This window comes from Streptomyces sp. NBC_01166 (assembly GCF_045039765.1).
Classification (GTDB): Bacteria; Actinomycetota; Actinomycetes; order Streptomycetales; family Streptomycetaceae; genus Streptomyces.
This window is the reverse complement of record NZ_CP108613.1, coordinates 404,808-422,146: the sequence shown is the minus strand read 5'-3', so window position 1 is coordinate 422,146 and position 17,339 is coordinate 404,808. Positions and strand designations below refer to the sequence as shown.

Genomic DNA, 17,339 nt, shown 5'->3' with positions numbered 1-17,339 from the left:
AGGAACCGAGCTTGCACCCGCTCTGTTCGAGCATCAACGACGACTTCCGCGGTGATCCATAACCCGTGCATTATGAATCGCGCGTCCGGAGTTCGGTGGGGTGAAGGCAAGGGGTGGGGCATGGAACTGCGTGACATCGAGATCTTTCTGACGCTCGCCGAGGAACTGCACTTCAGCCGGACCGCCGAGCGCCTGCATGTCTCCCAGGCGCGAGTGAGCCAGGCCATCAAGATGCAGGAGCGACGCCTCGGCGGGGCTCTGTTCGAGCGAACCAGCCGAACTGTCCGGCTCACTCCACTCGGTGAGCGGCTGGCGGAGGCACTGCGCAGCGGATACGACAGCATTCAACAGGCCCTGGCCGAAGCCACCGCAGCCGCCAACCGGTTGTCGGGCGCACTGACTCTCGGCGTCATGGGAGCCCTAGGTCACGAACTGCACTCCATGGCGGCAGAGTTCGCCGAACGACATCCGGAATGCCGCGTGCAGTTCCGCGAGATCCACTTCAGCGATCCCCTCACCCCCTTGCGAAGCGGCGACGCCGACATGCTGCTCGTGTGGCTCCCGGTCGCGGAGCCGGATCTGACCGTGGGACCCGTGCTGTTGACCGAGGGCCGGGTCCTGGCCATCGCCAAGGGGCACGAACTTGCCGGTCGTACGGGTGTGAGTATCGAAGTACTCGCCGACCACCCGGTGCTGAATCCGAGCTTCGGTCTTCCGGAACCCTGGGGAGCCGCCATGCTGCCCGCCCGCACCCCCAGCGGCCGGCCCGTCCTCGTATGCGGGCCCCCGGTGACCACATTTCACGAGGCACTGACCCAGGTAGCCGCTGATGCCGGGGTTGCTCCGCTCAACGCCCATGTACTGCGCTACTACACCCACCCCGGAGTCCTTTTCGTCCCCCTCCGGGACGCCCCGCCCACCGAATGGGCGCTGGTGTGGCGCACCGCCGCCGAAACGCCACCGATCCGGGCCTTCGCCGCTTTCGCTCAGGCCGTCGGTCCCAGAGCCATGCACTGAGCCGTGCATCGGACCGGACCACCGTCCACCACCCCGGCCGACTAGGGCGTTTCCTTCGGATCATGACCAGGTGTCAGTAGCGCGTGGCACTATCCCGGCCATGAGTCCCTCTGCTTCTGAGTACGCGTGGTTCGAGGACAACGAACTACGTTCCATGTACTGCATGACCTACATCAAGGGCCTAACGCCGCGCGAGTTCCTGGCCCGACTGGGCGTCACTCCCTACCCCGACCAGGAAGGGCTGAAGGGCCTGTTTTCAACACACTGGAACGCTCCCCTGGTCATAGACGATCACTGGCAGTTCATCGGCGCCACGCAGGTGCTCGGCCACGACGGCCCATGGACCCTCGCCGTCGAGCTCAACGGTTGGATCGGTGACTCCGGCACGTACATGGAGCCAGCCTCGGCAGCAACACGGGCTCTCTCCCACTACCAGAACGCCAGTGGAAGAGCATCCTTCAACTGGTGGGAGGACGGCGAGCTCCGGACGACGTTCGAATGGCCTCGCAAGCGCCGCGGAAGCACTCCGGACGACCTCGTCGAGGCAATGCAGCGTGTCGGCTTTGATCTCAGTCCTCAAGGTCAGGATCCGGGCCAGCCGGGCAAGATCGCTCTTGCCGAGGAGCTCAGCGGTGTACGAGTCACGGCCGAGCTGCTGGCCAATTCTTCCTACGCCTGCGGATATTTTGGTCCGCTGCCCGCCGTGTACCGCACGGCCAGGAAGGAGCCCTCGCCGAGCCCGGACACGGGGCTCCACCCTTCTGGCGACGAAGCCCGGGTAGACGGCGAAACACCGCAGGTCCTGAGACGCAGAAGCCTGGGACAAGGGCTTGGTCCTCTGCTTCCACCGTCCTCGAACACTGGTCAAGAACCGTAGGTCCGCAAGGCTTGTGGAACCGCTGCGCCCAAGTTGTTGACCTGCACGGTCGCAGCGACGGCTCCTATCGTGCACGAGCTCGTCAGGGCCTGCCAGGAAATAACTTGCGGGTTCTGGCTCTTGACGCCCCAGCGCAGTCAGAGTGCTCGACAGCAAGTTATTTCCCGGCAGGCCCTCAGCGACAATCGCGTCTCAACGTCCTCACCGACGGCATACGGTGCGACCAACTGCTCGAGCCATGACGTGAGCGAATGCGGGTGCGTCACCAGCCTGTCCGGCGGTGAGCACGAAGGCCAGCGGCCGGCAGTGGGCATCAGAGGCCAGGTGGATTTTGGTGGTCAGCCCGCCCCGGGATCGGCCGATGGCGTGGTCTGACGGCTCGTCCGCTGGGGCCCCTTTTCGCGGGCCCCGGCAGCGTGCTTGTGTGCGCGCACGATGGTGGAGTCCACCGAGACAGCCCAGTTGAGGTCGCCGTCGGCGTCGGCCTGGGCGACCAGCGCGGTGAACACCCGCTCCCATGTGCCGTCGACGGCCCACATCCGCAGCGGTTGTAGACGCCTCGCCAGTTGCCGTACTTCTCCGGGAGGTGAATCCACTGCGATCCGGTCTGGAACTTCCAGGCGATCGCGTCGATCACTTCTCGGTGGTCCCGCCACCGGCCACCCCGCTGCGGTGTCCGGTCCGGGAGTAACGGCTCGATTCGCGCCCACTGCGCGTCAGTCAACGGCATACACGAACAACGACTGGCGGAGCTGGTCGGAACGGCACCGCTGTCAGGCGGCCGGCCCCGTGCGGAGCCGCCGCACGTCCCGCACGAGCGTGTACGAAGCGCTGAGGAAGATCACGGCTCCAGCCGCGAGCCAGAGAACCGAGGTCCCAGAGCGGTACTCGCGAACGCCAAGAACGAGCAGCATGACGCTGGCAAGGACGCCGAAGGCCGAGATCAGAGCGCTGACGCGGTGAGTCGGCCAGCGGAAGTGATCCAAACGAACCGGCCTAGCCGGCAGCGAAGAGGCGACCTTTAGTCCTGCTAAACCAGGCCTTACACATCGGGCGTTGTTCGAGGGGCTGCCGGCTGTCAGCGTGAAGACATGCCGCTCGTATCCCTCTTCCAAGGAGTCCTGCCATGCCCGTTTCTGAACAGGTGAGCTTCGCCGGTGATGCCGGCAAGCTCACCGGCCGTCTCTTTCTGCCGGACGTCGACGAATCCGTTCCGGTGTCGGGCGTCGTGATCGCCGGGACCTGGACATCCGTCAAGGAGCAGATGGCCGACCGGTACGCCGAGGAGCTGGCCCGACGCGGCTTCGCCGCCCTGTCCTTCGACTTCACCGGATACGGTGAGTCGGACGGCGACCCGCGCGACTACGAGTCGCCGACGCTCAAGGTCGGCGACCTGCGTGCGGCAGCCGACTTCCTGGCCGCCCGCCCGGAGGTGGGTGACGGAGAACTGGGCGTGCTGGGCATATGCGCCGGAGCGATGTACGCGAGTGCCTTCGCCGCCGAGGACTCCCGCGTGCGGTCGCTCGCGCTGGTGGCGCCATGGCTGCACGACCGGCGCATCTGCGAGGAGAACTACGGTGGTCCGGAGGGCATCTCGGCGAAGAAGGCCGCGGCGCTCGAGGCCCGGCGCCAGTACGAGGAGACAGGCCAGGTCGTCTATGTGCCGGTGGTCAGCGGCAGCGACCCCGAGGCGGCCATGCCCTTCGACATCGACTTCTATCTCAACCCGCGGCGCGGCGGGATTCGGCAGTGGCCCAATCGGTACGCCGTCATGGCCTGGTCCGAGTGGCTGGACTTCGACGCCGTGGCGCTCGCACCGCGCGTGACGGCCCCGACGCTGCTGGTGCACAGCGAGGACGCCGCGGTCCCGGACGGCGCCCGACGCTTCCACGCCGGACTGGCCGGGCCCTCGGAATTCCTGTGGACCGAGGGCGTCCAGTTCGACTTCTACGACCAGCCCCTGCAGGTCGGCTACGCCGCTGACGCGACGGCCGAACACTTCGCCCGCACGTTGTGAACGCCCCGGACGCCGCCCCAGACCCCGACCTCGTCAGGAGATCACCTGCCATGTCCGAGTCCGTACTCCAGTCCAAGTACGCGGTCGCCGAGACCTGCACCCGCATGGCCGTGCACGCGGATCAACGTGAATGGGACCTGCTCCGCGGTCTGTTCGCCGACAAGGTGCTGCTCGACTACACGAGCCTGGCCGGCGGTGAACCAGCCCAATTCACCCCGCAGGAGATCGTCGACGCCTGGGCCTCGACGCTCAGCGGCTACGACGCCACCCAGCACCTGATCGGCAATCAGCTCGTCCACATCGACGGCGACCGTGCCCTGTGCACCGCCTCCTTCCAGGCCACACACCGCCTGGCCGACGCCCACGGATCGCCGCTGTGGACACTCGGTGGCTCATACCGGTGGGAGCTGGCCCGTAGCGGCGACCGGTGGCTCATCGACACCGTCGTGATGACCGCGGTCTGGGGCGACGGCAACAGAGGTCTGTCCGTCCGGGCGGCGGGTCGGTGATGACCACGTCCGCTGCTGGGCCGTCCGCGACCCAGTCGCCGTCCGCTGTCCCGGGCACGGGACCCGTGGTGCTCGGCGCCGCGATGCTGGGCTTCTTCCTGATCTCCCTGGACGCGTTGATCGTCACCGTCGCGCTGCCCGACATGGGCCGCAGTCTCGGCGGCGGCATGTCGGGCCTGCAGTGGGTGGTGGACGGCTACACGCTGATGTTCGCGGCCCTGATGCTCTCCGCGGGCTCGCTGTCCGACCGGATCGGGGCACGCCGCGCGTTCGGCGGCGGGCTGCTCCTGTTCGCGTTGACGTCGGCTGCCTGCGGGTTCGCGCCCGGACTCGGTGTGCTGGTGGCCGCTCGGCTGGTGCAGGGGGCTGCGGCGGCGGTGATGATGCCGGCGTCCCTGGCGCTGGTGCGGCAGGGCTTTCCCGATCAGGCCGAGCGGGCGCGGGCGATCGCCGTCTGGACCGTGGGCGGCGCGGTCGCGGTGGCGGCAGGACCGGTGGTCGGCGGGGCCCTGACCGCCTCGGCCGGATGGCGGTGGATCTTCTTCGTCAATCTGCCTGCCGGCCTGCTGGCGCTGGCGCTGCTCACCCGCGTCCTCGTCTCGCCACGGCTGCCGGCGCGGCTGGACGGAGTCGGGCAGGTGACGGCGGTGCTGGCGCTGGGCGGGCTGACGTACGGCGTGATCGAGGGGGGCGCCGAGGGCTTCGGCCATCCGCTCGTGGTGGCGTCCCTGCTGGTGGCCGTGGCGGCGGCAGCCGCCTTCCTCCTCGCGCAGGCCAGGGGTGCGCATCCGATGCTGCCGCTGCCGCTCTTCCGGACGCGGGTGGTGGCGGTCTCCTTGGTCGTGGGCTTCATGCTCAACGCGGCCTACTACGGCGGGGTGTTCGTCTTCAGCCTGTACCTGCAGCAGGAGCGGGGGCAATCGGCGCTGCAGGCGGGTGTCCTGTTCATCCCGATGACCGCGCTGGTCGCGGTGGTGAACCTGGCCTCGGCGCGGCTGGCGGCACGGTTCGGGCCACGCGTACCGATGGTCGCCGGGCAACTGGTCGGGACAGTCGGGCTGCTGACACTGCTGACGGTCGGCGGCCACACCGGTATGTGGGTGGTGGCGGCGCTGATGGTGCCGGTCGGGCTCGGCGGCGCGCTGGCGGTGCCGGCGCTGACCGCGATGCTCCTCGACGTCGTGCCCGCAGATCGAGCAGGCACCGCGGGCGCGGTGCTCAATACCGCCCGACAGGTCGGCGGGGCCATCGCGGTCGCCGTGTACGGCGCACTGCTGACGGGCGCGCACACGTTCCTGGCCGGGATGCGCTGGAGCGTGCTGCTCGCTGCGGCCGGGCTCGCGGCGACGGCGGCCGCGACGTTGACGCTGCCACGCGGCGGGCACGGGGCCGCCGGAACGTGAGGTGGGGCGGTCGTTCCGGAGGCGGCCCGGCCAGAGGTGAGCGGTGGGAGCGGGATGTCAGGACGGCGGACCCAAGGGCTGCGGAGCGAGCTCGACGACGGACTGTACGAAAGCCCGCAGCCCGGGCGCCATACTCCCGTCGCGCCACATCAACGCGTAGTCGATGGGCGGTGCATCACTGAGAGGGACGTACACGATGTCGGGCCGGCCGTGGTACTGCTCCGCTCTGAGGCTGGCTATCGTGGCGCCCCGGCCGGCGCCGACCAGGGAGAGCACACCCTCCCAGTCGGCTGCGGCCGGGCCGTGCTCGATACACCGGCCCTGGGGTGTGTGGCGCGGGAAGTGTGCCTCGCGCCACGCCTGGGACACACCGGTTGCTGTGATCAGCGGTAGACGGGCGTAGTCCTCCAGCGACACGGTCTCCCGTGCGGCGAGAGAGTGAGAGGCGGGCACCAGGAGGGCGCGGGGCTCACTGAACACCACCGGCCCCACCGTGACGCCCGGCCCCTCGACCGGCGGTTCCGCGATCACCAGGTCGACTTCCTTCTCCCGCAGAGCGTCGATCACGGCGTTGTACGTCGCGCCCTGCAGCTCCACGGCACAGCGCGGATAGCGGCGCGAGACGGCATCCGCAGCCTGCACGAGGAGCCTCCCGGACCACGGGGCGGTGAAGCCGACGCGCAAGGCGCCCCTGATCTCCTCGCACGCTGCCATCGCATCGGCTACGGCCTGCTGGATCCGCCGGTACGCGGGCGCCAGGTCGGCACACAGCTGCCGTCCGACCGGTGTCAGGGCGACATGACGGCTGCTCCGCTCGAACAACGCACCGCCGATGCGCCGCTCCAGCGCCTTGATCGTCTGGCTGACCCGGCCGGGCGAGATGCGCAGACGCTGAGCCGTCCGCGCGAAGTGCAACTCCTCGGCCAGAGCCAGGAAGACCTCGATCTCGTGCCGCTCCACCGCCCTCCCTCCCCACCAGTGCCGGAATGTGCCCTCCGCCACCCAGCCGTCCACTGCCTTTCAGAGCCTGGCACCGGCCGACCATAGGCCGCATCGACCGTAGTGGTCCAGCGCGACAGGGCGGGCGGTCTGGTCACCCTGACGTTCTGCCCCGGCTGCTGTCGCAGCCGTACGTCGACACGTCAACGTCGGCGTGGTTGGCGCTGTTCGGGTGGGCAGTCGCAGTACAAGTCGGAGGTTTACGGTAGCGGCCCTTTTCGGAGTGGGAGCGGTTTCCCGGTTCGGCTTGTGGGCGAACCGGATCACGGCCGGCGCCGGTGAATTCCGCGGTGGCCTGGACGTCCCCGCCCTCGCTCAGGAGGGCGGCGGGTCCGGGCCCGTCGGTCGGTCGGATCGGACCGACCGCGCCCAAGGCGTGCCGGCCCGACGCTGAGGTGCCGCACCGCAGGACCGCGCCCAGTAACCGCCCGGGAGCGGCAACCCGCGAAAGGCCGCCGCACCCGGGCTCGTACGCACCTGTATCGCGATCAGCCCGACGTGCAGGCCCGGCCGTTCAACTTGAACGACCCCGGGTCCGGCGCCGGACCCGCGGCCGAGGTGTTGAAGCCGAAGTCGACCGATGCGCCCGGGGCCAGGGCCCGGTTCCAGGAGAGCGGCCTGGCGCTGACCGTCCGGCCGGACTGGTCGAACTCCGCGCTCCATGTGTGGCTCAGGCGCTGTTCGCCGGACAACAGCCACGTCAGCGACCACGGCGAGACCGGTTCCGGGCCGGTGTTCTCGACGCGGACCGTCACCGTCGAGCCGCTGTTCCACGGGTGCGAGGAGTACGCGACCTTGCAGGTACGGGCCAGGTCGGCCTGACCGTCGCCCGCGTCGTCCAGGTAGGAGGCGATGAAGGCCAGCGGCGCGTTCCAGTTGATGGTGATCTCGTTGGTCGCCCAGGAGCCGATGTCGTCGATGTAGCACATGGCCGGGGCGCAGCCGCTCAGCTTCTCCGTCGCCACCGGATCGCCGGACGCTCCCGCGGTCAGGTTGGGCCCGCCCGCGACGGAACCGGGTGCCGGGTGCGGCAGAGCGGGGTCGTTCTGATGCGCCCAGAAGCGGTGGTGCTGGTTGCGGGAGTCCCGCTCGCCGTAGCCGGTGACGTACGACTGGTTGAGGGGGTTGCGGCCGAGCAGGTAGTCGGCGCCCCGCAGCACGGCGTCCTGGTAGACGGCGTCACCCGTCAGGTCATGGGCCGTGGCCAGCACGGTCATGTTGTTCAGGACCTGACTGTTGGATCCCCAGACGTAGTCCTCGCCCTTGGGGGCGTACGGAAGCCCGTACACCTGCGCGCGGGACTGCTCGGCGTAGCGGTCGGCGGCCGCGGTGACCACCGAGCGGACCTCGCCGAGCTGCGCCGACGTCAGACCGTTCGGCACGGTGGCCAGGGTGAGCACGCCCAGTCCGCCGGTGGATCCCCACGAGATGCCGCCGCCGGCCGGGAAGACCGCGTCCGTGTCACCGTGCAGGTCGGAGGAGAGCACCGCCTGGCGGTAGGTGTCCTTGCCCGTCGTGGTGAACAGCTCGGCGGCCGCCCAGTAAAACTCGTCCGAGACGTCGTTGTCGCTGTACGCGCCGCCGCCGACGCCGTCGTTCGGGTCGGCGAGCACGTCCGGGTGCTGTTGCGCCGCGGCCCACGCGGTCTCCGCGGCCCGCAGGCAGCGGTCCGCGAAGTCCTCGTCGAAGGGGGCGTAGAGCCGGGCGCACTGGGCCGCCGAGGCGGCGAGGTTCAGCGTCGCCGCCGTCGACGGGGGATGCAACTCACGCTGCTGCGGATCGAGATGCGGCTTCATCGGCAGCCCTGTCCACTCGGCGTCATGCATCTTGTGGTGCGCCATCCCCGCCAGCGGCTCGCCGGCCGGGACCTGCATCTTGATCAGGAAGTCCATTTCCCAGCGCGCCTCGTCCAGGATGTCCGGCACCCCGTTGTCGCGTTCGGGCACCCGCAGCTCACCGTCGCCGAGCTCTGCCGACTCGGCGTTCGGGGCGGTCAGGGTGCGCTCGTACGTGGACATCAGCTGGGCCACCGAGATCCCGCCGTTGACCACGTACTTGCCGTGGTCGCCCGCGTCGTACCAGCCGCCCGACACGTCCAGCCGGTAGTCACATTCCCCCGTCCGGCAGGGGACGTCCGTGTCGCCCTTGTTGGGCGCGACACCGATGTGGCCGGCCGGGCGCGCGTACTCCTCACCGACGAGGTCCGCCTCGATCGGGGTGCCACTGCGGTTGTGGTAGAAGTACGCCAGCGCGTCGGAGCGCAGTCCGTCGTACAGGTCGCCACGGATCGAGAACGGCTCGCTCACCTCACCGTCGACCTCCACGGTGTAGCCGTCGCCCGTGGTGGTGAGGCCGTCGAATTCGAAGGTGTGGACCCGCTGACGTGAGCTGGGGTCCTCTCCGTGCGGAACGGTCTTACCGGTGGCGGCCGTCGAGCCGTCACCGGCCTTCACCGTCCATGTCAGCGGCGCGTCGGCGTCGGTGACCACGGTGCCGCTCTTGGGACCGTGGGGGAGGTACCCGACCTGGTTGACGCGTACGGGCGAGCCGGTGTCCGGTACGTACACGGGCGGTTCGGCCCCGCCCCGCAGCGATACGTCGTCCAGACAGAAGTCCGTCGCCCGCTCACCGCCGCCGATCTGCAGCTGCACCGAGGCGGCGGGCAGGTCCACCGAGGCCGTGAACGTACGAGTCACCTGTGTGACCTCCGTACCCACCGGGTCGGCAGTGGCGAGCACCGTGGTGTACGGCTCCGCCGCCTCCTGGACCCGGGTCTGGGCGGTCAGGGGGACGGTCGAACTGGCGGTGTAGGAAAGCTCGTAGCTCTCGCCCGCGACGATCGGGACATCGTTCTGGCCCACGATGACGTCCCAGGCGTTGGCCGTACCGGCGGGCACCTCCGCGCACAGTCGGCCGTCCGATACGGCCGCCGGCGCGTTCGCCGTCCACCACCAGGGGGCGGTACCGGCGGTGAAGTCGCCGTTGGTGATCTGTTCGGGGCCCGGCTCGGCTGCCTGGGCACCGGACGTGCCGGGCACCGCCAGCGCCGCGGCGAACAGTAAGGCGGCAGCTGACATCCCGAACACGCGTCTCCCGTGCCGGGGGCGGACGCACACGGGCCGTGCGGAGAGTGGTGAGGCATTCACCGGGAAGGCCTTTCGTCGACAGAGGCGGTGGGCGTGGGGGAGCGGCGCCCCGGCGGATGGGAGCGCTCCCATCGGTATTGTGGGGGTGGATTGCGCGTTCCGCCAGGGTCATGACAGCTCCAGGTCGTGAGAGGGCGGCGTCGCGGTGGATCGCTTCGGGTGTCTCTTCGACCCGCTCGGGCTCCTGGCGGCCGCCCGGAGCTGGTGCGTAGGGTTCCCGGATGTTCGAGACACCAGAGGCCTTCGCGCACACCACCGTCGAGCGCGAAGGGGAGCGCGGAGCGGCGTGGCTCTCCGAACTGCCCGGGATCGTGGAGGAGCTGCTGGAGCTCTGGGGGTGCGTGCCGGACGGGAAGGTCATGCACGGTGCCGTCGGGGTCGTCGTCCCGGTGCGGCGGAGAGCCGGGGACACCGCTGTGTTCAAGGTGTCGTTTCCGCATCCCGGCAATGTGCATGAGCCGGATGCCCTGGTTGCGTGGGGTGGGCGCGGAGCTGTTCTGCTGCACGAGCGAGATGACGACCGGTTCGCGATGCTGCTCGAACGCGCCCAGCCGTCAACGCTGGCCGAGGTCGAAGACGGCGAGGAGGTGGTGACGGTAGCAGGGCGGATCAGCCACCGGCTGGCCATCCCCGCGCCGGCCGGCCTGCCCCGGCTGCGGGAGCAGGCCGGCACCTGGGAGGAGCAGATGCTCAAGGATGCCGAGGAGCTGACGCACACACTGTCGCCCTGTGCGCTGGACGCCGCCGTGGCGACCATCCGCGAGCTGGGTCGCATCCAGCCGGACACCCTCATCCACGGGGACCTGCATGCCGGAAACATCCTACGCGCCGACCGCGGGCCATGGCTGGCAGTCGACCCCAAGGGGTACGCGGGAGACCCGGCCTACGACGGCGGCACGCTGCTGAAGTCCCGCGCGTTGACGCTCCTTGGACAGGACGACCTGCGCGAAGCTCTCCACCGGACCTTGGACGTCTTCACCGAGGCCGCGGAACTCGACCGGGAGCGCACCCGGCGTTGGGCCCAGTTCCATGCCGTCCAGGCTGCGTTCTGGGGCCGCCGTCATGGATTCCGTATGGCGCGAGGCGGGCCACGCTTGGACCGGCTCACCGAATTGGCGGACCACATGGCGGAGTTGCTCACTGCGCCGCACCCGAGATCGTGATCCTTCCCGTGGGCTCCAGGACCGCTGACTTCGATGACCTGAGCATCGCGCGCACAGCCAACCGTCGTTACGCTGTCCACACAGAAGATCCTGGGGGACATGCGGAGCTCGCCGCACGGTCTGTGCTCTGCGCGGCACGGCCGGTTCTTGGGCCGGGCCGCCCAGCTCACGGCGGACGAGTCCTTCACGGGCGGGGGAGAGGCCCGCACGGATCAGTGCGCCCCGAGTTCGAGGCTTCGCCCGAACCGAGGGCGTCGGCTCGCCTCACCATGTCAGCTGCGACGTCGTCCCAGTCCGGCCCGTGCATCCACAAACTCTCCGCAGCCTCCCGCAGCAGTGCCGGCTTGTCCGGCCGTAGCAGGAGCACCAGCCGATAGGCCAGATTCCGGATCCAGACCGGCAGGTGGCCGTCGACCACATGCGGGCTGAGCTCATGGAGCATGGCGAGGATCGATTCGGCATCGGCGAAAGTCAGCTCCTCGACGAAGTAGTGCTCCCGGTGCTCCAGTCGGCACTCCGGTGCGGATCGGTACTCATCTCCGTAGAGACACCGGGCATGCTCAGTCAGAGTGCGGTGCATGACTTGAGGCTACGACGCCGTGATCCGCCGGACAGCCCTTGCGCCGGCACCACGATGCGGACAGATCAAGCCATCCATCCGCCCGCTCGGTCACGGGGATTCGCCGAGCGGTCCACGAATCCTTTCTCCCGGTTCCGTCGCAGGCCAACAGGTCGAGTCGCGGGCCCTGGTCCGCCGTCGGAAGTGCCGCTCGGATTGTCCGGATCCCGGCACGTGCCCGCCGGATTGTCAGTGGTGTGGCCGAAGGTTCCGTCCGCAGGTCCATCCGCCCTCACCGAGGAGACCGGTGCTCTCGACGTCCTCACGCAATCCCCCGCTCGGGTTGCCACTCCATTGCCGTCCCCTTGACGAGTGAATCGAACGCACGGGGGCGCCGACCGCACTTGCCTCCTGCGCCTCTCCTCGAATCTGTGCTCGACAGGTCGCCCGGACCGTCCCGTATCGCCCCGTGATCAGCAACGTTGTTCGGGGTGCTCCATCCGATCCCTACCAAGGAGGAGTCCGTGAATCCCGTGGGTCCTCTTCCCGCCGACCACCCCGCGTTCGAAAATCCTTCGGCTCAGCTCGTCAGGACCGAAGTGGTCCAGCGTGACGGAAGGCTGCCCCTTGCCGGGTGCGACGTTGTCAGCTGAAGATGTCCAGAGCATCCAGCCAGGAGCCCGTGTCGCCGGCGGGGCGGGGCCGGATCGGGAGCGGATCCGGGTAGGTCTCCGCCGCGGCCCTCGCGCGCACGATGTCGGGCCCGCCGCACGCCGCGACAGCGAAAGCGCCGAAGACCTTGGCAAACGCGGCCGGGTCGCGGAACTCCACACCGAACGCTCGGCCGTCCCTCAGCGGCACCCACACCACCCGGTCGGACCGTGTCCACTCCGACACCGGCTGCTCGTCCGCGGTTGACCGCCCCTCCAGCCACAGCCGCGCCACGTGCAGCACGTTCACCTTCTCCATCGGCAGCCGCTTGCGCCGCACCCGCAGCTCACGCGCCGTCAGTTCGACGCGTTGGTCCTTCCTCGGGTACCAGACGACGCCGATCCCGAAAGGCACCCATAGCAGGATCCCGATCATCGGCCAGACAAGGGCGTCACCCCACGACCTAAGCAGCCCGCCATTCAGCAGGTACAAGGCCCCGAAGGCCAGGATCCACTTCGCCGTCATCCGCCAGAATCCGCTGCCCTGCCGGTACAGAACCCGTCGCTTCCCCGTAGTAGCCATGCCCGCACGCTATCCGCCGACCAGCAGCTCACTGTGGGCACCCTTCGTCGCCGGAGTGGGGGTACCCCTACGTCTTGGACCAGGGCGGCCGTATGTCGGTTCGGGCATGCTCCCAGGTGCCACGGGAGCAGGGTGATGCTGAAGCGTCGACATCCTCGCTCAACGCCTGCTCGCCGCCGGCCGTCCCCGGCCGGTCCTGAACAACGGCCTCGGCTCCAGGAGGACCTGCACACGTGCGACCACATCCACCCCGGTCCGCCGGTTACCGGGCCATGGTTGACGCCATCGACCGAGCCGCGCTGAAACGGTGAACCGGCTCCTCTCGCGCCGGCCGCAGGGCAGAGGAGCGACGGTCGGCACCCTCCCACTGGGACCCGATGCGCTGAATCCCGTGAGCCCAGATGCCGAACGTGCCTCCTGAACCCCTGCGGGCCCTTTCGAGGACTCCACGTCCGGCCTGGATTTCGACCACGGGAGCTGCAGGTTACGTTCGACGGTGCGGGTATGGCAGCGCGGCGCGCGCGGTGACCGCCCATCCCGCGGATCCCGGCCTGACGGGTGATGCGCACGAGCCGGAGCACGCCTGCGCCGTCGCACTGAGCGGCTGGCTGGACATCGACTCGGAGCACTGCGTCACCCCTCGTCCAAGGGCAAGCCCCGACGTGCTGCTCGACATGCTCAAAGCTGAACCCGGGCAGCACTGATGGCGGACATCAAGAATTTGCCAAGTACGGACCGTTATTGACGCACTGAGCTTGGCCGCTGTCGGCTTGTCGGTCGCACTTCTGAGTCGTCGCGCCCCGCAGCGGCCAAGTTCGCGGTGTATCGCGCGCGTTCGCGGTAAGCCTCGCGCGGCTGACAGACTGGACAGATGATCGACGATCTTCCCGCCGGCCTGAGGGCCCGACACCTTGCCGACGCAGACCATCTCCGCGTACTCGCCGTACTGGACACGTGGTGGGGTGGCTTGAAGGGGGAGGCAGGGGCGACGGAACGTGCGCTGCTGCTGCCCCGGCTGTACTTCCAGCACTTCACCACCACCAGTTTTCTGGTCGAACGCGACAATGGAGAAGTCGGCGCCTTCCTGGTCGGCTTCCTGTCACAGACAGAGCCCGAGACCGCCTATGTGCACTTCGTCGGCGTCGATCCGGCGCTGCACGGGCAGGGCGTCGGGCGTGCCCTCTACCGGGCCTTCTTCGCGCTCGCTCGGTCACACGGGCGCCGTGTCGTGCGCTGTATCACCAGTCCGGAGAACACTGCGTCGCGGGCTTTTCACACCCGACTCGGCTTCACGGCCTCAACCGTGAAGCCGGACTACGACGGCCCCGGACTCGACCGGGTGGCGTTCACCATCGCCCTTTGCGCGGAGCCGACGGGCATCGTCTGAAGCGCTTTGCAGAGGCCTGTGGTTGGGCAGCAGCCGCAGAGGATGTCGTAGTGCTTCATGCGGGCGAATGCGTGTTCCACGCGGGCCGGCACGCGTAGGTGTTCTGCGTTGTCCGATTTCTCGCCTGGCAGGAGTGGGCGGCCGGGGCGTTCGCGGTGGGGGAGGCGAGTCCGGAGTCCGACCATGCTTTGGCGTCTGCGGTGTTGCCGGGCACCGGGCGTGCTGTTGCGATCACGAGTTTCGTGTCGGCGCCAATGTTGACCTGCACGTTCGCGAAGAAGCGGTAGTGCGTGAGTAGGTGCCGACCGGGGCCACTTGCCGTCCACGATCGACAGCCGTTCCACGGCATCGGCGGGGCGGGCGCCGGGCTCGATCGGCGGGAGCGGCCGCAGCCGCCCGATGACCCGGCGTACGGTGGCCTGCGAGCAGCCGAACAGCGACGCGAGCTGCCACATCGGGAGCTTTCGGATCGATTCGGCTTCTGAGCTTGAGTGTGGAGTATTCGACGTACCGCATGATGCGCTCGATCAGGTGCGGGGAGATCTCCGACGGGCCCTCCGGCTCGATATCTGGACGCAAGTGTGGTCCGGCTCGGTGCCGCCCAACGACGTCAAGGACAAGGGCGTCGCTCGCCCGGCCCCGTATAAGGGCCGGCACGTCAACTTCCTGGTCCGCTACCTGTTGAACCTCAAGGCCGGCGGTCCCGGCCACGGCCCGCACCCCCTGCGGGCCGTCGATGACGCCGATGAGGCGGAGGAGCGTGCATCAGCATTCTCTGTGGCCCAACGGGCCGTGCGGCTTGGGGCTTGGGGCAAATCGACCACGGGGGCAGTGGTGGGCTTTGCTCAGCTACGGGGTCCCGGGCTCCGCTGCAGGCGCGGTGCTATCGACGCCGGTCTCGGTCGGGCGGCGCTTCGACGGGGAAGAGGACCGGGCTGATCAAGTACTGCGTGCGGTCGGGTGACGGCTCGTTGGCCAGGTGCGGGACGATCGCCTGCCGCATCCCCTCGATCATCCCGTTCAGCTCCCCGGAGCTGAGCCAGACGGCATGTTGCCGGTAGCCGACCAGGTCGGCTACCGGGTCGGCCGTGCCGCGGTCGAGATACGCGGTGAATTCGGCAGCCAGGACCGCCAGTGCGGCGGCGAATGCGCTGCGATGGTCATCGAGCGAGAGTGAATCGATCGTCTCCGCATTGATCCCCGCTCGGTCGCGGCGCAGCCGGTACCGGCGCTCGACGGCGCCGCGCACGCGCCGCTCCAGGGCGACTTCCAGGACGCCACCGGCTGCGAGCAGGTCGACGTGCCGGTAGACCGTGGCCTTCGAGACATCCCGAATGCGCTCGCACAGTTCGGCGGTGGTCATCTCCCTGCCACCGCACATCGCATGAACCACGCGCAACCGCACCGGGTGGGCCAAGAGTTCGAAGGCATCCATCTCGCAATGATCTCACGTCATGCTACCGTTCGCATTCATTGAGAAAGGTAGGGCTGGGATGCCTGATGGTGCTGCGACCAAGTCCATGACCGGCTCAGAACTCGCTTGGATGCCACCGCCATACGCCGAGCCCGGCCGCTTCAGCGAGCACGAGGTGACCGTCGGAACCGGCCCACTCGCGGTGCCAGGCACGGTGAGCGTCCCCCTCGGGCAGGCCCCCGGCCCCGGCGTGGTGCTGCTCGCCGGGGGTGGGCCGTTCGACCGCGACGAGACCAGCGGTCCGAACAAGCCGCTCAAGGATCTTGCCTGGGGGCTCGCCAGCCGCGGGACGACGGTGCTGCGCTTCGACAAGGCGACATACGCCCACCGCGATGCGGCCGCGGCATCGGGCCTGACGATGACGCAGGAGTACGTACCGCATGCCGTCGACGCAGTCGGCCTGCTCCGTAGCCACCGGTCCGTGGATCCCGCGCGCGTCTTCGTACTCGGCCACAGCATGGGCGGCAAGGTCGCCCCCGCCGTCGCCGTCGCCGCGCCCACGGTGGCGGGCCTGGTGATCATGGCCGGTGACACGCAGCCGATGCACCACGCCGCTGTCCGCGTCGTCAGCTACCTCGCCTCCGTGCTTCCCGAGCAGGTTCCACCCGCGGTCATCGAGACCTTCCAGACGCAGGCCGCCCTGGTCGACAGCGCGGAGCTCACACCTTCGACCCCCGCAGTCGATCTGCCGTTCGGCCTGTCCGCGTCGTACTGGCTCGAACTGCGTGACTACGACCCGGTCGCAATCGCGGCCGGACTCGGCAAGCCGATGTTCATTCTCCAAGGAGGACGCGACTACCAGGTCACCGTCGCCGACGACCTGGTGCGATGGAGGACGGGCCTGGCCGGCTGCCCGGAAGTCGATATCCGTGTCTACGAAGCTGACAACCACCTGTTCTTCAGCGGCGCAGGACCATCCACACCCGCCGAATACGGAACTCCGCAGCATGTCGACCCCGCCGTCATCGCGGACATCGCCCATTGGCTGAGTCGCGGCCAGAGATGAGCGTTAGCGCTGCCTGTGAGCCATCGCCCCGCCAGGCTTCTGGCGGGGCACAGACGCACCGCCGACCCCACGCACGGAGGGATGTGCCCGCCCGTCTTCGCGACAGCGCCGACAGCCGGGGTGCCGTCGATCCCCATCCTCGAGCGGGGTCGGTGTCTCTGGGGCCGGCGGGGTATGCCACTTCACCCAGGCAGGGCCGTCGCACCCTCGCTCGTCGCACCGGCCCAGCCCACGAGAGCACCGTCTTGCCCACCCCGACCCCGTAGTTGCGGACCGTGTTCGGGGCGCCGGCAAGTCGAAAGGACGACGGCCGCCGCGCGGACGGTCAGCGTGAACGTCCTGTCAGCCATCGAACCAAGCCGAGGTCGGGGCGCGTCGGGGTCTACGGCATCCCGTAACGGCGCGGGTGCGCCATGGCATGATCCACCGTCATGAGGAGTAACCAGTGGGGGAAGCCCGTGGCAGGAGCTCTGCTCGCCGCCGCGGCGATAGCAGCCATGAGCGGCTGCGGTGGAAAGACGGAGGCCTCAACCGACAGGACTGAGACGG

Annotated in this window: 14 protein-coding genes and 2 pseudogenes; 9 read left to right on the top strand and 7 right to left on the bottom strand. The window is 69.0% G+C overall.

All coding sequences use genetic code 11. The annotated features are described in order from the left end of the window. Window positions 1–120 precede the first annotated feature (120 nt). Window positions 121–1,017: a LysR family transcriptional regulator gene (locus tag OG379_RS02160; protein WP_405658651.1), complete on the top strand. Its 897-nt coding sequence runs from the start codon at window positions 121–123 to the stop codon at window positions 1,015–1,017. Between the two features lie 100 nt (window positions 1,018–1,117). Continuing rightward, window positions 1,118–1,894, top strand: a complete 777-nt coding sequence (locus OG379_RS02155) for a DUF6461 domain-containing protein (RefSeq protein WP_405658648.1) — start codon at window positions 1,118–1,120, stop codon at window positions 1,892–1,894. Between the two features lie 231 nt (window positions 1,895–2,125). Here the strand turns inward: OG379_RS02155 and OG379_RS02150 are convergent. Beyond that, a pseudogene (locus OG379_RS02150) lies at window positions 2,126–2,624 on the bottom strand (IS5 family transposase); the annotation flags it as partial. Window positions 2,625–3,020: 396 nt separating this feature from the next. Here OG379_RS02150 and OG379_RS02145 point away from each other — a divergent pair. From OG379_RS02145 to OG379_RS02135, 3 genes are read left to right on the top strand one after another with little or no spacing between them, the layout of a single operon-like run. Next, window positions 3,021–3,911: an alpha/beta hydrolase gene (locus tag OG379_RS02145; RefSeq protein ID WP_405658646.1), complete on the top strand. Its 891-nt coding sequence runs from the start codon at window positions 3,021–3,023 to the stop codon at window positions 3,909–3,911. A 50-nt stretch (window positions 3,912–3,961) separates the two neighbouring features. Beyond that, the gene (locus OG379_RS02140) at window positions 3,962–4,420 is read left to right on the top strand and encodes a nuclear transport factor 2 family protein (protein ID WP_405658643.1); all 459 of its coding nucleotides are present in this window, start codon (window positions 3,962–3,964) and stop codon (window positions 4,418–4,420) included. Next, a complete protein-coding gene (locus OG379_RS02135) occupies window positions 4,420–5,823 on the top strand; it encodes an MFS transporter (protein WP_405658641.1) in 1,404 nt (467 codons plus the stop codon). The genes OG379_RS02140 and OG379_RS02135 overlap by 1 nt, the downstream gene beginning before the upstream one ends. A 57-nt stretch (window positions 5,824–5,880) precedes the next feature. Here the strand turns inward: OG379_RS02135 and OG379_RS02130 are convergent, their stop codons facing one another. Together OG379_RS02130 and OG379_RS02125 are read right to left on the bottom strand one after the other, a co-directional pair. Beyond that, the gene (locus OG379_RS02130) at window positions 5,881–6,783 is read right to left on the bottom strand and encodes a LysR family transcriptional regulator (RefSeq protein WP_405658639.1); all 903 of its coding nucleotides are present in this window, start codon (window positions 6,781–6,783) and stop codon (window positions 5,881–5,883) included. Between the two features lie 527 nt (window positions 6,784–7,310). After that, window positions 7,311–9,899 carry a glycoside hydrolase family 9 protein gene (locus OG379_RS02125; RefSeq protein WP_405658636.1) on the bottom strand — a complete coding sequence of 863 codons (2,589 nt, stop codon included), beginning with the start codon at window positions 9,897–9,899 and terminating at the stop codon, window positions 7,311–7,313. A 290-nt stretch (window positions 9,900–10,189) separates the two neighbouring features. Between OG379_RS02125 and OG379_RS02120 the strand changes: the two genes are divergently transcribed. Then, complete coding sequence (locus OG379_RS02120; RefSeq protein ID WP_405658634.1) at window positions 10,190–11,131, top strand: aminoglycoside phosphotransferase family protein; 942 nt, start codon at window positions 10,190–10,192, stop codon at window positions 11,129–11,131. 184 nt (window positions 11,132–11,315) lie between these two features. On the opposite strand, the gene OG379_RS02115 is transcribed toward OG379_RS02120, so the two are convergent. Next, window positions 11,316–11,711 (bottom strand): hypothetical protein, encoded by a 396-nt coding sequence (locus tag OG379_RS02115; RefSeq protein ID WP_405658632.1) that lies wholly within the window; start codon window positions 11,709–11,711, stop codon window positions 11,316–11,318. A 624-nt stretch (window positions 11,712–12,335) separates the two neighbouring features. After that, a complete protein-coding gene (locus OG379_RS02110) occupies window positions 12,336–12,923 on the bottom strand; it encodes a hypothetical protein (RefSeq protein ID WP_405658630.1) in 588 nt (195 codons plus the stop codon). Window positions 12,924–13,447: 524 nt separating this feature from the next. Between OG379_RS02110 and OG379_RS02105 the strand changes: the two genes are divergently transcribed. Continuing rightward, entirely contained in the window at window positions 13,448–13,627 is a 180-nt protein-coding gene (locus OG379_RS02105) for a hypothetical protein (protein WP_405658627.1), read from the top strand. A gap of 167 nt (window positions 13,628–13,794) precedes the next feature. Continuing rightward, on the top strand, window positions 13,795–14,310 hold the full coding sequence (locus tag OG379_RS02100; protein WP_405658625.1) for a GNAT family N-acetyltransferase: 516 nt from the start codon (window positions 13,795–13,797) through the stop codon (window positions 14,308–14,310). A gap of 29 nt (window positions 14,311–14,339) precedes the next feature. Here the strand turns inward: OG379_RS02100 and OG379_RS02095 are convergent. Both OG379_RS02095 and OG379_RS02090 read right to left on the bottom strand, forming a co-directional pair. Next, window positions 14,340–14,771, bottom strand: a pseudogene (locus tag OG379_RS02095) (IS5/IS1182 family transposase); the annotation flags it as partial. A gap of 422 nt (window positions 14,772–15,193) precedes the next feature. Then, window positions 15,194–15,745 (bottom strand): helix-turn-helix domain-containing protein, encoded by a 552-nt coding sequence (locus OG379_RS02090; protein ID WP_405658622.1) that lies wholly within the window; start codon window positions 15,743–15,745, stop codon window positions 15,194–15,196. Between the two features lie 109 nt (window positions 15,746–15,854). Here OG379_RS02090 and OG379_RS02085 point away from each other — a divergent pair, with 109 nt between their 5' ends. After that, the gene (locus OG379_RS02085) at window positions 15,855–16,790 is read left to right on the top strand and encodes an alpha/beta hydrolase family protein (RefSeq protein WP_405658619.1); all 936 of its coding nucleotides are present in this window, start codon (window positions 15,855–15,857) and stop codon (window positions 16,788–16,790) included. The last annotated feature ends 549 nt before the right edge of the window (window positions 16,791–17,339 follow it).

Bases quoted from the DNA above. Each gene is read 5' to 3' on its own strand.
- OG379_RS02160 (WP_405658651.1), top strand. From the start codon at position 121: ATGGAACTGCGTGACATCGAGATCTTTCTGACGCTCGCCGAGGAACTG.
- OG379_RS02155 (WP_405658648.1), top strand. From the start codon at position 1,118: ATGAGTCCCTCTGCTTCTGAGTACGCGTGGTTCGAGGACAACGAACTA.
- OG379_RS02145 (WP_405658646.1), top strand. From the start codon at position 3,021: ATGCCCGTTTCTGAACAGGTGAGCTTCGCCGGTGATGCCGGCAAGCTC.
- OG379_RS02140 (WP_405658643.1), top strand. From the start codon at position 3,962: ATGTCCGAGTCCGTACTCCAGTCCAAGTACGCGGTCGCCGAGACCTGC.
- OG379_RS02135 (WP_405658641.1), top strand. From the start codon at position 4,420: ATGACCACGTCCGCTGCTGGGCCGTCCGCGACCCAGTCGCCGTCCGCT.
- OG379_RS02125 (WP_405658636.1), bottom strand. From the start codon at position 9,899: ATGTCAGCTGCCGCCTTACTGTTCGCCGCGGCGCTGGCGGTGCCCGGC.
- OG379_RS02120 (WP_405658634.1), top strand. From the start codon at position 10,190: ATGTTCGAGACACCAGAGGCCTTCGCGCACACCACCGTCGAGCGCGAA.
- OG379_RS02115 (WP_405658632.1), bottom strand. From the start codon at position 11,711: ATGCACCGCACTCTGACTGAGCATGCCCGGTGTCTCTACGGAGATGAG.
- OG379_RS02110 (WP_405658630.1), bottom strand. From the start codon at position 12,923: ATGGCTACTACGGGGAAGCGACGGGTTCTGTACCGGCAGGGCAGCGGA.
- OG379_RS02100 (WP_405658625.1), top strand. From the start codon at position 13,795: ATGATCGACGATCTTCCCGCCGGCCTGAGGGCCCGACACCTTGCCGAC.
- OG379_RS02090 (WP_405658622.1), bottom strand. From the start codon at position 15,745: ATGGATGCCTTCGAACTCTTGGCCCACCCGGTGCGGTTGCGCGTGGTT.
- OG379_RS02085 (WP_405658619.1), top strand. From the start codon at position 15,855: ATGCCACCGCCATACGCCGAGCCCGGCCGCTTCAGCGAGCACGAGGTG.